The organism is Bacillus sp. FSL R5-0523 (assembly GCF_037975295.1).
Taxonomy (GTDB): Bacteria; Bacillota; Bacilli; order Bacillales; family Bacillaceae; genus Bacillus; species Bacillus subtilis.
Map to the genome: position 1 here is coordinate 1592221 of NZ_CP150251.1, position 15392 is coordinate 1607612.

Annotated in this window: 13 protein-coding genes and 1 riboswitch; all 13 genes read left to right on the forward strand. The window is 43.2% G+C overall.

Features of this window, described 5'->3' with window-relative positions:
• The first annotated feature begins 9 nt into the window (after positions 1–9).
• Positions 10–375, forward strand: a complete 366-nt coding sequence (locus NYE53_RS08295; protein ID WP_003238683.1) for a small basic family protein — start codon at positions 10–12, stop codon at positions 373–375.
• A 173-nt stretch (positions 376–548) separates the two neighbouring features.
• On the forward strand, positions 549–1871 hold the full coding sequence (gene ftsA / locus NYE53_RS08300) for a cell division protein FtsA (RefSeq protein ID WP_003232169.1): 1323 nt from the start codon (positions 549–551) through the stop codon (positions 1869–1871).
• Between the two features lie 35 nt (positions 1872–1906).
• Positions 1907–3055, forward strand: a complete 1149-nt coding sequence (ftsZ, locus tag NYE53_RS08305; RefSeq protein ID WP_021479331.1) for a cell division protein FtsZ — start codon at positions 1907–1909, stop codon at positions 3053–3055.
• A 302-nt stretch (positions 3056–3357) separates the two neighbouring features.
• Complete coding sequence (locus NYE53_RS08310; RefSeq protein ID WP_339248125.1) at positions 3358–7659, forward strand: bacillopeptidase F; 4302 nt, start codon at positions 3358–3360, stop codon at positions 7657–7659.
• Positions 7660–7853: 194 nt separating this feature from the next.
• On the forward strand, positions 7854–8783 hold the full coding sequence (gene spoIIGA, locus NYE53_RS08315; protein WP_038828183.1) for a sigma-E processing peptidase SpoIIGA: 930 nt from the start codon (positions 7854–7856) through the stop codon (positions 8781–8783).
• A 62-nt stretch (positions 8784–8845) separates the two neighbouring features.
• Positions 8846–9565: an RNA polymerase sporulation sigma factor SigE gene (gene sigE, locus NYE53_RS08320; RefSeq protein ID WP_003221446.1), complete on the forward strand. Its 720-nt coding sequence runs from the start codon at positions 8846–8848 to the stop codon at positions 9563–9565.
• A 139-nt stretch (positions 9566–9704) separates the two neighbouring features.
• Positions 9705–10487 (forward strand): RNA polymerase sporulation sigma factor SigG, encoded by a 783-nt coding sequence (gene sigG, locus NYE53_RS08325; RefSeq protein WP_009967190.1) that lies wholly within the window; start codon positions 9705–9707, stop codon positions 10485–10487.
• 147 nt (positions 10488–10634) lie between these two features.
• Positions 10635–11429 (forward strand): ABC transporter ATP-binding protein, encoded by a 795-nt coding sequence (locus tag NYE53_RS08330; RefSeq protein ID WP_014479731.1) that lies wholly within the window; start codon positions 10635–10637, stop codon positions 11427–11429.
• Positions 11430–11441: 12 nt separating this feature from the next.
• Positions 11442–11543: riboswitch (TPP riboswitch) on the forward strand.
• Between the two features lie 87 nt (positions 11544–11630).
• The gene (ylmB, locus tag NYE53_RS08335; RefSeq protein ID WP_339248127.1) at positions 11631–12911 is read left to right on the forward strand and encodes an N-formyl-4-amino-5-aminomethyl-2-methylpyrimidine deformylase; all 1281 of its coding nucleotides are present in this window, start codon (positions 11631–11633) and stop codon (positions 12909–12911) included.
• Between the two features lie 82 nt (positions 12912–12993).
• The gene (locus NYE53_RS08340) at positions 12994–13239 is read left to right on the forward strand and encodes a YlmC/YmxH family sporulation protein (RefSeq protein WP_003232153.1); all 246 of its coding nucleotides are present in this window, start codon (positions 12994–12996) and stop codon (positions 13237–13239) included.
• 162 nt (positions 13240–13401) lie between these two features.
• Positions 13402–14238, forward strand: a complete 837-nt coding sequence (pgeF, locus tag NYE53_RS08345) for a peptidoglycan editing factor PgeF (RefSeq protein WP_339248129.1) — start codon at positions 13402–13404, stop codon at positions 14236–14238.
• A gap of 6 nt (positions 14239–14244) precedes the next feature.
• Entirely contained in the window at positions 14245–14937 is a 693-nt protein-coding gene (locus tag NYE53_RS08350) for a YggS family pyridoxal phosphate-dependent enzyme (protein ID WP_014479734.1), read from the forward strand.
• Positions 14934–15389, forward strand: a complete 456-nt coding sequence (sepF, locus tag NYE53_RS08355; protein ID WP_014476753.1) for a cell division protein SepF — start codon at positions 14934–14936, stop codon at positions 15387–15389. Before NYE53_RS08350 ends, sepF begins: the two co-directional genes overlap by 4 nt.
• Positions 15390–15392 lie beyond the last annotated feature (3 nt).

The window sequence follows — 15392 nt, forward strand, 5'->3', positions numbered from 1 at the left end:
AGAATTGTCATGTGGCTGCCCGTGTTGGGACTGGTGCTCGGAATAGCGATTGGACTAATGACAAACTTAACGATACCGAGTGAATACTCTAACTATTTATCGCTTGCGGTGCTTGCCGCACTTGATACATTAATCGGCGGAATCAGGGCGCATTTACAAGGTACATATGATGAAATGGTATTTGTTTCCGGTTTCTTTTTTAATATTATATTGGCAATAAGTTTAGCTTTTCTGGGAGTCCATCTTGGTGTAGACTTGTATTTAGCAGGTATATTCGCATTTGGAGTCAGATTATTTCAGAATATAGCCGTTATCAGAAGAAATCTACTAACAAAGTGGACTCTTTCTAAAAAAAATAAAAAAAATGTGATATAAAAGAGGATATACATAGGATATAACGAATATTTTCAATAAACATAAAATGTGAAAAGCACATAAAAATATTCTGTTGTTATTTTTTGTTACACACTTGTAAAGCCACATTCATTGTATTGTTGTTCCGCAAATAATAGAATAGAAATGATCGAAATGTGAGGAGGTGCCATAGAATGAACAACAATGAACTTTACGTCAGTCTTGACATCGGTACGTCCAATACAAAAGTGATCGTCGGAGAAATGACAGATGATTCCCTTAATATTATCGGTGTGGGAAATGTACCGTCTGAAGGGTTGAAAAAAGGCTCAATCGTTGATATAGATGAGACCGTTCATTCTATAAGAAAAGCGTTTGACCAAGCTGAAAGAATGGTAGGTTTTCCGCTTAGAAAAGCTATTGTCGGCGTTAATGGAAATTATATCAATATTCAAGATACAAACGGTGTTGTAGCAGTTTCCAGTGAAAATAAAGAAATTCAGGTTGAAGATGTACGCCGTGTCATGGAGGCGGCACAGGTTGTTTCCGTACCGCATGAACAGCTGATTGTTGACGTCATTCCTAAACAGTTTATCGTAGATGGAAGAGATGAAATCACCGACCCGAAAAAAATGCTGGGTGTGCGTTTAGAAGTAGAGGGCACCTTGATCACCGGTTCAAAAACAATCTTACATAACTTACTCCGCTGCGTTGAAAGAGCTGGTATTGAAATAACTGATATTTGCCTTCAGCCGCTGGCAGCCGGTTCTGCTGCATTATCAAAGGACGAGAAAAACCTTGGTGTGGCTCTCATTGATATAGGCGGAGGGTCAACAACCATTGCCGTATTCCAGAACGGACATCTCACTTCTACCCGTGTCATTCCTCTCGGAGGCGAAAATATCACCAAAGATATCTCCATCGGATTGAGAACGTCAACAGAAGAAGCAGAACGCGTGAAAAAGCAATTTGGACATGCCTACTATGACGAAGCCTCGGAAGATGAAATATTTGAGGTAACCGTTATAGGCACCAATCAAAAACAAACATTTACACAGCAAGAAGCAGCGAATATCATTGAAGCGAGAGTAGAAGAAATTCTTGAAATTGTTTCAGAAGAGCTTCGCAGTATGGGAATTACCGATCTGCCGGGAGGCTTCGTGCTGACAGGAGGACAAGCAGCTATGCCGGGTGTCATGTCTTTGGCACAGGATGTGCTGCAAAACAATGTCAGAGTGGCAAGCCCGAATTATATCGGTGTAAGAGATCCTCAATATATGACGGGAGTGGGCCTGATCCAATTCGCCTGCCGGAATGCAAGAATCCAAGGCAGAAAAATAGGCTTTAAGATGCCTGAAGAAGCGATACAGGAAATCGCAGTCTCATCATCTGAGGAACAAGAGCAGCATCATCACCAAAATGAGGTGCAGCAGCGGCCAAAAGGAAAACAAAAAACACAAGCCGAACATAATAAACAGAGCAAAATGAAAAAACTATTAAGCATGTTTTGGGAATAGATAGATAGTCATTCGGCAGATTAGGAGGATTTAGCATGTTGGAGTTCGAAACAAACATAGACGGCTTAGCATCAATTAAAGTAATCGGAGTAGGAGGCGGCGGTAACAACGCCGTTAACCGAATGATTGAAAATGAAGTGCAAGGAGTAGAGTATATCGCGGTAAACACGGACGCTCAAGCTCTTAACCTGTCAAAAGCAGAAGTGAAAATGCAAATCGGCGCAAAGCTGACTAGAGGATTGGGAGCAGGTGCGAATCCGGAAGTCGGGAAAAAAGCCGCTGAAGAAAGCAAAGAGCAGATTGAAGAAGCACTTAAAGGTGCTGACATGGTATTCGTGACAGCTGGTATGGGCGGCGGAACAGGAACAGGTGCCGCACCGGTTATCGCACAAATCGCGAAAGACTTAGGCGCATTAACTGTCGGCGTTGTGACAAGACCGTTTACCTTCGAAGGACGCAAAAGACAGCTTCAGGCTGCAGGTGGAATCTCGGCAATGAAAGAAGCGGTGGATACACTGATCGTGATCCCGAACGACCGTATCCTTGAAATTGTTGATAAAAACACACCGATGCTTGAAGCATTCCGTGAAGCGGATAACGTACTTCGCCAAGGGGTTCAAGGTATTTCTGACTTGATTGCTACACCTGGTCTTATCAACCTTGACTTTGCTGATGTGAAAACAATCATGTCAAACAAAGGATCTGCTTTGATGGGTATCGGTATTGCTACTGGGGAAAATCGCGCGGCAGAGGCAGCAAAAAAAGCAATTTCCAGCCCGCTTCTTGAAGCGGCCATTGACGGTGCGCAAGGCGTCCTCATGAACATCACTGGAGGAACAAACCTCAGCCTATATGAGGTTCAGGAAGCAGCAGACATTGTCGCTTCGGCATCTGATCAAGACGTAAACATGATTTTCGGTTCTGTTATTAATGAAAATCTAAAAGATGAGATTGTGGTGACAGTGATTGCAACCGGCTTTATCGAACAAGAGAAGGACGTGACGAAGCCTCAGCGTCCAAGCTTAAATCAAAGCATCAAAACACACAATCAAAGTGTTCCGAAGCGTGAGCAAAAACGTGAGGAGCCTCAGCAGCAGAACACAGTAAGCCGTCATACTTCACAGCCGGCTGATGATACGCTTGACATCCCGACATTCTTAAGAAACCGTAATAAACGCGGCTAATGTAAAGGACAAAATCGTTTTCGATTTTGTCCTTTTTTGTTTTTCTCTTCACACTTTCCATCTTATAAAGTCTTTTTCCCTATTGCTTCCTTCGCTTAGTAACAAAACAGATAATTAGACCTATTTATTTTTGTGACATTTTTATCATTTTCATATATATGGAAATTGAATGACATGAAACGACAATATCTGTAATTCAAATTGTCTACAGTTAATATACAGCGATGTTCTGACAAACCATTCATTATTAAAAGGAGGGACGACACTTTTTTTAAAAAGCATGTTGAAAAAGGGGGATGAAAATGAAGAAAAAAACGAAAAACAGACTCATCAGCTCTGTTTTAAGTACAGTTGTCATCAGTTCACTGCTGTTTCCGGGAGCAGCCGGGGCAAGCAGTAAAGTCACCTCACCTTCTGTTAAAAAGGAGCTTCAATCTGCGGAATCCATTCAAAACAAGATTGCGAGTTCATTAAAGAAAAGCTTTAAAAAGAAAGAAAAAACGACTTTTCTGATTAAATTTAAAGATCAGGCTAACACAGAAAAAGCGGCAAACGCGGCTGTTAAAAAAGCGAAATCGAAGAAGCTCTCTGCCGCTAAGACGGAATATCAAAAGCGTTCTGCGGTTGTGTCATCTTTAAAAGTCACAGCCGATGAATCCCAGCAAGATGTCCTAAAATACTTGAACACCCAGAAAGATAAAGGAAATGCAGACCAAATTCATTCTTATTATGTGGTGAATGGGATTGCTGTTCATGCCTCAAAAGAGGTTATGGAAAAAGTGGCGCAGTTTCCCGAAGTGGAAAAGGTGCTTCCTAATGAGAAACGGCAGCTTTTTAAGTCATCCTCCCCATTTAATATGAAAAAAGCACAGAAAGCTATTAAAGCAACTGACGGTGTGGAATGGAATGTAGACCAAATCGATGCCCCAAAAGCTTGGGCACTTGGATATGATGGAACTGGCACGGTTGTTGCGTCCATTGATACCGGGGTGGAATGGAATCATCCGGCATTAAAAGAGAAATATCGCGGGTATAATCCGGAAAATCCTAATGAGCCTGAAAATGAAATGAACTGGTATGATGCCGTAGCAGGCGAGGCAAGCCCTTATGATGATTTGGCTCATGGAACCCATGTGACAGGCACGATGGTGGGTTCTGAACCTGATGGAACAAATCAAATCGGTGTAGCGCCTGGCGCAAAATGGATTGCTGTTAAAGCGTTCTCTGAAGATGGCGGCACTGATGCTGACATTTTGGAAGCTGGTGAATGGGTTTTAGCACCAAAGGACGCGGAAGGAAATCCCCACCCAGAAATGGCTCCTGATGTTGTCAATAACTCATGGGGAGGGGGCTCTGGACTTGATGAATGGTACAGAGACATGGTCGATGCCTGGCGTGCGGCCGATATTTTCCCTGAGTTTTCAGCGGGGAATACGGATCTCTTTATTCCCGGCGGGCCTGGTTCTATCGCAAATCCGGCAAACTATCCAGAATCGTTTGCAACTGGAGCGACTGATATCAATAAAAAGCTCGCTGACTTTTCTCTTCAAGGGCCATCTCCATATGATGAAATAAAGCCGGAAATATCTGCACCGGGGGTTAATATTCGTTCATCCGTTCCCGGTCAGACATATGAGGATGGTTGGGACGGCACATCAATGGCAGGGCCGCATGTATCCGCTGTTGCTGCACTGCTGAAACAGGCGAATGCCTCACTTTCTGTTGATGAGATGGAGGATATATTAACCAGCACGGCTGAACCGCTCACGGATTCAACATTTCCTGATTCACCGAATAACGGATATGGCCATGGTCTGGTGAATGCTTTTGATGCTGTATCCGCTGTTACAGATGGTTTAGGGAAAGCGGAAGGACAAGTTTCTGTAGAGGGGGATGACCAAGAGCCTCCTGTCTATCAGCATGAGAAAGTAACTGAAGCTTATGAAGGTGGCAGCCTGCCACTAACTTTGACAGCTGAAGACAATGTGAGTGTGACATCTGTAAAGCTGTCCTACAAGCTTGATCAAGGTGAATGGACAGAAATAACGGCTAAACGAATCAGCGGTGATCATCTAAAAGGAACGTATCAGGCAGAGATCCCAGATATAAAAGGAACTAAACTAAGCTATAAGTGGATGATTCACGATTTTGGCGGTCATGTCGTTTCGTCTGACGTATACGATGTAACAGTGAAACCAAGCATCACGGTGGGATATAAACAGGACTTTGAAACTGCACCCGGCGGCTGGGTTGCGAGCGGAACAAATAATAACTGGGAATGGGGAGTTCCGTCAACTGGTCCAAATACAGCAGCATCCGGAGAAAAAGTATATGGAACGAATTTGACAGGAAATTATGCCAACTCAGCAAACATGAACCTTGTTATGCCTCCTATTAAAGCACCTGATTCAGGAAGTCTGTTCCTTCAATTTAAAAGCTGGCACAATTTAGAGGATGATTTTGATTACGGCTACGTTTTTGTTCTTCCGGAAGGTGAAAAGAATTGGGAGCAGGCTGGTGTCTATAACGGAAAGACATCAAGCTGGACGGACGAAGAAATTGATTTATCGGCTTATAAAGGCCAAAACATTCAAGTGATGTTTAACCTTCAATCTGATGAAAGCATTGCAAAAGAGGGCTGGTATATTGATGATGTAGTGCTTTCTGACAAATCAGCCGGAAAAACAGTCAAAAAGAATAAGCTGGGCGTCGAAAAGCCGTCTGGAAAGCAAAAGAAAAAGCCAGTAAATCCGAAAAAGGCTAAGCCATCTGCAAACACAGCGGTAAAACATCAGAACAAGGCTATACAGCCTCAAGTTTTGCCGCTCAGGGCACAAGTCAGTGTAGTGGAAACAGGAAAATCAACATATTCAGATCAATCCACAGGGCAGTACACGCTGAAGCACAAAGCGGGAGACTATACGCTTATGGCAGAAGCATATGGTTATCAGTCGAAAACACAAAAAGTATCTTTAAAGACGGATCAGACGACACAAGCTAATTTTACGTTAGAAGAGATGAAGAAGGGCACATTAAAAGGCACGGTCATTAATAAAACGACAGGAGAGCCGGTAACAGGCGCTTCCGTTTATGTTGTAGAGGATGCTGCGGTGGAACCGGCTATGACAAACGACAAAGGTGAATATACGCTGGAGGCCTATGAAGGCGCTTATACGATTAAAGTCGCTGCACCGGGTTATTACAGTGATGAATTTTCCGTTGAGTTAAAAGGTGATGTGACAAAAGAAACTGCATTGAAGCCTTTCGTCGGTTATCCGGGTGAAATTGCATATGATGACGGAACAGCGGAGAATGCCAATTCCTATTTTGCTGCCGGTAACGGATGGGCGGTCAAAATGACGCTCGCTGACGGCAAGGACAAAGGCATGCTTACAGGAGGGCTGTTCAGATTCTGGGATACAGAGTTCCCTGATCCCGGCGGCACAGAGTTTAAGGTTGAGGTATACGATGCTACAGGAAAAGACGGAGCACCGGGCAAGAAAATTGCAGGGCCATTTAACGCGGAAGCTCTTCGCAATGGCGAGTGGACTAAAGTAGATCTCAGTTCAAAAGGAATTATGGTCGATAGAGACTTTTATCTCGTGTATATCCAGTCGAAACCTGATCCGTATTCACCTGGACTGGCAATGGATGAAACCGGCCAGAATTCCGGCCGCAACTGGCAGTATATAGGTGGACAATGGGAGCCGGGTGACGAAGCAGACGGCAACTATATGATTCGCGCATTAGTTGATTATGAAGCTGCTGTACCTGAGATTACTTCACCGACAGACAAATCATACACAAATAAGGAGAACGTCACTGTAAAAGGAAACGCTTCTCCTGGCACAACGGTACACATTTATAATGGAGAGAAAGAAGCAGGAGAAACGAAAGCTGCCGCGGACGGCACGTTCCAGACAGGCATCACACTCAACAAGGGTGAAAATGAGCTGACGGCAACTGCATCAACTGACAACGGAACAACAGATGCCTCCAGCCCAATCATGGTCACGCTTGATCAAGAAAAGCCTGAGTTAACGCTGGACACTCCAAAGGATGGCGGGAAAACAAATAAAGAAACGCTGACTGTCAAAGGGGTTGTATCCGATGACAATCTGAAAGACGTCAAGGTGAATGGCAAAAAAGCAACAATAACCGATGGTTCATACTCAGCCCGGATTCTTTTGGAGAATGGAAGCAATGAAATCAAGGTGATTGCTACAGACTTAGCAGGCAACAAAACGACGAAAAAGGCTGTCATTGATGTCAATTTTGATAAGCCTGTCATTTCCGGCTTAATTCCGGGAGAGGATAAAAACTTAAAAGCCGGTGAATCTGTGAAAATCGCTTTCTCAAGCGCTGAGGATTTAGATGCAACGTTTATCATTCGTATGCCGCTGACCAATGCAAGAGCGAGTGTGCAAAACGCCACCGAACTCCCGTTAAGAGAAATTTCTCCGGGAAGATATGAAGGCTATTGGACAGCCACTTCTTCTATTAAAGCAAAAGGAGCAAAAGTAGAAGTGATCGTACGAGATGATTATGGAAATGAAACAAGAAAAACTGCGAATGGAAAACTTAATATCAACACAGAAAATTAAGTGGAAAAAAGCTGCCGTCATTGGCAGCTTTTTTATATATCCTCTCATTACAATTCCTCGACAAATTAAGCAGATTTCCCTGAAAAATTGTATTTTCCTCTCAACATTAATTGACAGACTTTCCCACAGAGCTTGCTTTATACTTATGAAGCAAGAAGGGGAACAGCGTGAGGCAAGAAAGAAAGGAGTCAGATGTGAAAATCTATTTAGATGTCATTTGGCTGTTAAACTTTTGTTTTGATGCACTTTTGCTTTTGCTCACGGCATTTATTTTAAAACGGCATGTAAAAAAAAGAAGACTGGTAGGCGGAGCGTTCATCGGTTCCAGTATTGTCCTTTTGATGTTTACTCCTTTTTCGCCGATTGTTGAACATCCGGCTGGGAAGCTAGCTTTTTCAGTTGTGATTGTGGTGGTGACATTTGGCTTTAAAAGATTTCGTTTTTTCTTTCAAAATTTGTTTTCCTTTTATTTTGCCACTTTTTTAATGGGGGGAGGAATTATCGGAGCCCATTCTTTGCTGCAGTCAAATTCTATTGTTCAAAACGGTGTTATGATTACCAATCAAACAGGGTTTGGAGACCCGATCAGCTGGTTGTTTATTGTTGGGGGCTTTCCAGTATTATGGTTTTTTTCTAAAAGAAGAATTGAAGATATTGAAACAAAAAACATTCAATATGAGGAACGAGTCAGCGTGCAGGCAGATTTGGGCAGCCAAACACTTCATGTCAGAGGCCTGATTGATTCCGGTAACCAGCTGTACGATCCTCTTACAAAAACACCGGTAATGATCATTTACATTGATAAACTGGAGCCGATTTTCGGAACAGCCGAAACGATGATCATTCGAAACACAGACCCATTGGAAGCCATCGAACAGCTCGATGATTCCTTTCGCTTTTTAGATAAAATGAGGTTGATTCCATACAGGGGAGTTGGTCAGCAAAATCAATTTTTATTATGCGTTAAACCGGATCACGTAACGATTATGACAAAAGAAGAAATGATTTCTGCAGATAAATGTTTAATCGGCATCAGCACAACAAAGCTGTCGGCAGATGGAGAGTTTGACGCGATTATTCATCCGAAAATGCTTTCGGGCAAGGCTGTCAAACACGTTTCATAATGTTCGCAAATGTCCGTTACTTATCATACTCAAACGGCGTGACATTTAGAAGGGAGAGGAAGATGAAAAAACTGAAATTACGGTTGACGCACCTCTGGTATAAGCTGCTGATGAAACTTGGGCTGAAAAGTGATGAAGTCTATTACATAGGCGGGAGTGAAGCCCTGCCGCCTCCATTATCTAAAGATGAGGAGCAGGTTTTGTTAATGAAGCTCCCAAACGGCGATCAGGCGGCGCGCGCCATTCTAATTGAACGCAATTTGCGTCTGGTCGTATATATCGCCCGTAAATTTGAAAATACGGGAATTAATATAGAGGATTTAATCAGCATCGGTACCATCGGTCTAATCAAAGCTGTGAATACATTCAATCCAGAAAAGAAAATCAAGCTTGCTACCTATGCCTCCCGGTGTATAGAAAATGAAATCCTGATGTATTTAAGAAGAAATAACAAAATCCGTTCAGAGGTTTCCTTTGATGAACCGCTTAATATTGATTGGGACGGCAATGAGCTTTTGCTTTCTGATGTGCTCGGCACTGACGATGACATCATCACTAAAGACATAGAAGCTAACGTCGATAAAAAGCTTTTGAAAAAAGCGCTTGAACAACTTAATGAGAGAGAAAAGCAAATCATGGAGCTGCGGTTTGGGCTTGTCGGTGAAGAAGAAAAAACCCAAAAGGATGTAGCGGATATGATGGGGATTTCTCAGTCTTATATTTCGCGGCTTGAGAAAAGAATTATAAAAAGGTTGAGAAAAGAGTTCAACAAAATGGTGTAAAAAATTTTATGGTTAGAACCCCTTGATTTTACAGGGATTTCCTGATTTCGACAGTTTTTCGGTCTGAGTGCAGTGCATATTTTTCCCACCCAAGGAGATACTTAACGTTGTACAGCAGCTCCTGTAGGGAGGGAAAAAAGTGTCGAGAAATAAAGTCGAAATCTGCGGGGTGGATACCTCCAAATTACCAGTACTCAAGAATGAAGAGATGAGAAAGCTGTTTAGGCAGCTGCAGGATGAAGGCGATGATTCAGCAAGAGAAAAGCTTGTAAACGGGAACTTGCGTCTTGTCTTAAGTGTCATTCAACGATTTAATAACAGAGGGGAGTATGTTGATGACTTATTTCAAGTCGGCTGCATCGGACTAATGAAATCCATTGATAATTTTGACCTAAGCCACAATGTTAAGTTTTCAACATACGCTGTACCTATGATTATCGGAGAGATCCGCAGGTATTTACGTGATAATAACCCGATCCGTGTCTCAAGATCACTCCGGGACATCGCTTACAAGGCGCTTCAGGTAAGAGAGCGGTTAATCAGTGAGACAAGCAAGGAGCCGACTGCAGAAGACATCGCAAAAGTTCTTGAAGTACCGCATGAGGAAATTGTATTTGCGCTTGATGCCATCCAGGATCCGGTTTCTCTATTTGAACCGATCTATAACGACGGCGGAGACCCGATCTATGTGATGGACCAAATCAGTGATGAGCGTAATACAGATTCACAATGGATTGAAGAGCTGGCTTTAAAAGAGGGCATGAGAAGGCTGAATGATAGGGAAAAAATGATTTTGAGAAAGCGGTTCTTCCAAGGGAAAACCCAAATGGAAGTCGCCGAGGAAATCGGAATTTCTCAAGCGCAGGTGTCCAGACTTGAAAAAGCGGCTATCAAACAAATGAATAAAAATATTCATCAATAATGAAAAGCCTTTAAAACCATGTTGTTTTAAAGGCTTTTCTATTGATTACGGATGGTTTACGTTTTGGAAAAAGTAAGGTATCCTAGTTCGTACAAAGTTTTATGAAAATTAAAACAATTATAAAAGGCAATAAAGAGGAGGACCACGATGATTTTGCAGCTTGACAATGTCTCACTAAAACGGAATGGGAAATGGATACTGAGAGATATTCATTGGAAGGTGGAAGAAAAGGAAAATTGGGTGCTTTACGGCCTAAATGGCGCCGGGAAGACAGCGCTGTTAAATATGCTTTGCTCATATTATTTTCCAACATCAGGCGAGATGCAGGTGCTTGGCCATGAATTTGGCAAAACAGAGCTTGGGGAAAAGCTCAGACGTAAAATTGGCCTCGTCTCAGCAGCTCTTCAGCAAAAATTGTATCCGGCAGATTCAGCCTTTGAAATTGCTTTGAGCGGAGCTTACGCTTCGATTGGGTTATATGAAACGCCAAGTAAGGAAACCAGGGAAAAAGCGATTGGTTTGTTAGAGGACTTGGGAGCAATTGAATATGCCGATCGCCGCTATGAAACCCTTTCTCAAGGGGAAAAACAAAGAGCGTTGATTGCTAGAGCACTAATGGCCGATCCGGAGTTGCTGATACTGGATGAACCAGTCACAGGGCTGGATTTTATTGCCCGGGAAAAGTTGTTAGATACGATTACATACATTGCAAACAAAGAAAATGCACCATCTATCCTTTATGTGACTCATCATGCTGAAGAAATTTTGCCTGTCTTTGATAAAGCCCTTTTATTAAAACAGGGAGAGGTCTTTGGATCCGGAGAAATAAAGGAAATGCTTACTGATCAAGTACTTTCCGCTTTTTTTGATACGCCAATCCATGTATTATGGAATCAGGATCGGCCGTTTTTAACAAGAGCTGAGCCGATAACGAATGCCTGACAAACATATATAGATTCATCCTAGGGGTGCTTTGCGAAGCTGAGAGAGACTTTGTCTCAACCCTTTTGACCTGATCTGGATCATGCCAGCGGAGGGAAGCGGTGAAAAGCGGAGTACATCGGACTCCGTTTGTTTTTATTAAGCCGTTTCATCACATTTGAAACGGCTTTTTTGATTTTAAAGAATAGGAGCGGATTTACATTGGATCAACAAATAGACTCTTTGCAAAAAAAAGTGGAAGAACAAAAGGAGGAGCTTATTCAGCTTGCTAAAACACTGATTTCTTATCAAACACCCGCCCCGCCTGCAAGAAATACAGAGGGCATTCAGTCATGGATTGTGGGATTTTTAAATGAATTGGGATTCTCGATCGACAAATGGGATGTGTACCCTGGAGATCCCAATGTTGTAGGGAAGCTAAAGGGAACAGATTCAGCAGGTTATTACAGCCTGATCATTAATGGTCATATAGATGTGGCAGAGGTAAAAGAGGATGAAGGATGGGAGCACAATCCGTTTCAACCAATTGAAAAAAACGGTCTCTTAATCGGGCGAGGCGCTTCTGATATGAAGGGCGGAATGGCTTGTGTGCTGTTTGCTGTCAAATTAATTCGTGAAGCCGGCATTGAGCTTCCCGGTGATCTGATTCTGCAATCGGTTATTGGAGAGGAAGTTGGAGAAGCTGGCACACTTGAATGCTGCAAGAGGGGCTACCACGCTGATTTTGCAATTGTCGCGGATACGAGCGATATGCATATTCAAGGCCAAGGTGGTGTCATTACAGGCTGGATCGAAATCAAAAGCAGTCAAACATTTCATGATGGAACGAGACGGAATATGATTCACGCAGGCGGAGGAACATTCGGAGCAAGCGCAATTGAAAAAATGGCAAAAATCATTGCGGGGCTCGGTGAACTTGAGCGCCACTGGTCCATTATGAAAAGTTATCCCGGTTTTAAACCAGGCACAAATACGATTAACCCGGCAGTTATAGAAGGCGGCAGACATGCGGCTTTTATAGCGGACGAATGCCGGCTGTGGATCACAGTCCATTTTTATCCGAATGAAACCCATGACCAAGTGGCAGCGGAAATAGAAGATTACGTCAATCGGCTGAGTGACAGTGATATTTGGCTTAGGGAAAACCGCCCTGTATTCAAGTGGGGAGGCTCATCCATGATAGAAGACAGAGGAGAAATTTTTCCGGCATTGGAAGTTGACCTTGGCCACCCAGGCGTCTTAGCGCTAACTGCCTCTCATGAGAAAGTGAAACGGGAGTGTCCAATTATTGACGTTTCTCAATCAGTTACAGATGGCGGATGGCTGTATGATGCCGGTATTCCATGCGTAATATACGGTCCTGGAGATCTGCACAATGCACACTCTGTGAACGAGAAGGTATCCATTGAGCAGCTAGTAGATTATACAAAAATTATACTCGATTTTATCATCAGCTGGTGCAGCCGGAAAAAAGAACAATGACATGAAAATTTCTTCTTGCTGACAAGGTTCAGCCTGCCCGTTCATATACTTGAACAAAAGGACGGAAAAAGGACGTGATGGAATGATCAGCATTTCAGAATTTCAGGTAAAGGATGTCGTCAATGTCTCAAACGGAAAAAAGCTGGGGAGTATTGGTGATATTGATATCAATGTGACCACTGGAAAAATTCAGGCGATCATACTCGGAGGAAATGGGAAAGTTCTCGGATTTTTTGGAAAAGAAGAGGAATTGGTCATTCCATGGCGAAATATAGTAAAAATCGGGGAAGATGTAATCTTAGTCCGATTAAGTGAACCACATGCATAAACCTGCTTGTCTGCCGCAGATTGGCAAATGCCGGAAGTCTCGATTCTTCCGGCACATTTCATTTAGAAATATGCAAATCGGCGCTCAACGAATGCAGTAAGATGTGGTAAAATAAGTGGGAAATTCCGCTTTTTTAAATGTTTGTCGAAAGGTTGGATCATCATGAATACATATCACCCATTCAGTCTTACCACACCCTCGACACTCATGATACAAGACTGGGCTCAAACGAATCAAAACAACAAAGAGGTCATTGCCGGATTTACGACAAAAAACGGCGGTGTCAGCCAAAAGCCTTTTGAATCGTTAAATACAGGATTGCACGTTCATGACAAAGATGCAGATGTAGTTAAAAATCGTGAATATATTGCCGATATGTTTAATACTGATTTGCAGTCTTGGGTATTCGCTGATCAGACACATGATAATCGCGTTCAGAAAGTGACGCAGAGGGATAGGGGAAAAGGCGCCCGTGAGTATCACACGGCTCTAAAAGCAACGGACGGGCTATATACAAATGAAAAAAATGTATTTTTGGCATTATGCTTTGCTGATTGTGTGCCTCTTTTCTTTTATGATCCGGTTAAGTCGCTTGTCGGAGTCGCCCATGCCGGGTGGAAAGGCACCGTCAAACAGATTGGCAGAGAAATGGTGAAGCAATGGACTGAGAAGGAAGGTTCAAATCCCTCAGATATTTACGCTGTTATTGGCCCGTCTATCAGCGGTGCATGCTATACGGTAGACGACCGCGTCATGGATGCTGTCCGCGCAATGCCGGTTTCAGCAGACCTTGCCGTTAATCAGACGGCAAAGGCACAATATCAGCTTGATCTGAAAGAGCTGAACCGTCTTATACTGATGGACAGCGGTTTGGCAAGTGAACAAATTTCTGTCAGCGGTTTATGCACGGAAAGCGAGCCGTCTCTTTTCTATTCTCACCGCCGCGATCAGGGGAAAACTGGACGGATGATGTCCTTTATCGGAATGAAGGAGGCATAAAAGATCTTGCGTGTTGTTGATAATTTACGACATATAAACGAACGAATAAACGAAGCATGTAACAGATCGGGCCGCAGCTCCGATGAAGTTACGGTTATTGCAGTCACTAAATATGTATCGCCTGAAAGAGCACAGGAGGCAGTAGATGCTGGCATCACCTGCCTCGGAGAGAATCGGGATGCGGAACTGCTCCGCAAACAGGAATTGATGAAAGGGAATCCAGAATGGCATTTTATCGGCAGTCTGCAATCAAGAAAAGCAAAATCTGTCGTCAATGCGGTTTCCTATATCCATTCCCTAGACCGGCTCTCATTAGCGAAAGAAATTGAAAAACGGGCTGAAGGTACTGTACGATGCTTTGTGCAGGTCAATACCTCTCTTGAGCCTTCTAAACACGGCATGAAAAAAGAAGAAGTCATTCCATTCATACAGGAGCTTTCCGGTTTTGAACATATCCTTGTTGCCGGGCTGATGACAATGGCTCCGCTGACTGATGATCAAGATCAGATCAGAAGCTGTTTCAGGTCGCTGAGAGAACTCCGTGACCAGGTTCAGAAGCTGAACCAGCCGAACGCTCCGTGTACTGAACTGTCGATGGGCATGTCAAATGATTTTGAAATTGCAATTGAAGAAGGAGCTACTTATATTAGAATCGGCTCATCGTTAGTCGGAAATGAAACAGGGGGTGTACAGCAATGAGTATGAAAAATAAACTGAAAAACTTTTTCTCAATGGAAGATGAAGAATACGAATATGAATATATTGAGACAGAGCGGGAATCTCATGAGGAGCATGAGCAAAAAGAAAAGCCGGCTTATACGGGGAATAAACCTGCGGGCAAACAGAATGTAGTGAGCTTGCAAAGTGTTCAGAAATCCTCTAAAGTGGTGTTGAGTGAGCCGCGCGTTTATGCGGAGGCGCAGGAAATAGCCGACCATTTGAAGAACCGTCGGGCAGTTGTCGTCAATCTTCAGCGGATACAGCATGACCAGGCGAAGCGGATTGTAGACTTTTTAAGCGGAACCGTTTATGCCATTGGCGGCGATATTCAAAGAATCGGCTCAGATATTTTCCTCTGCACGCCTGACAACGTAGATGTATCAGGCACAATTTCTGAGCTCATATCTGAAGACGAACATCAGAGGTGGTAAAGC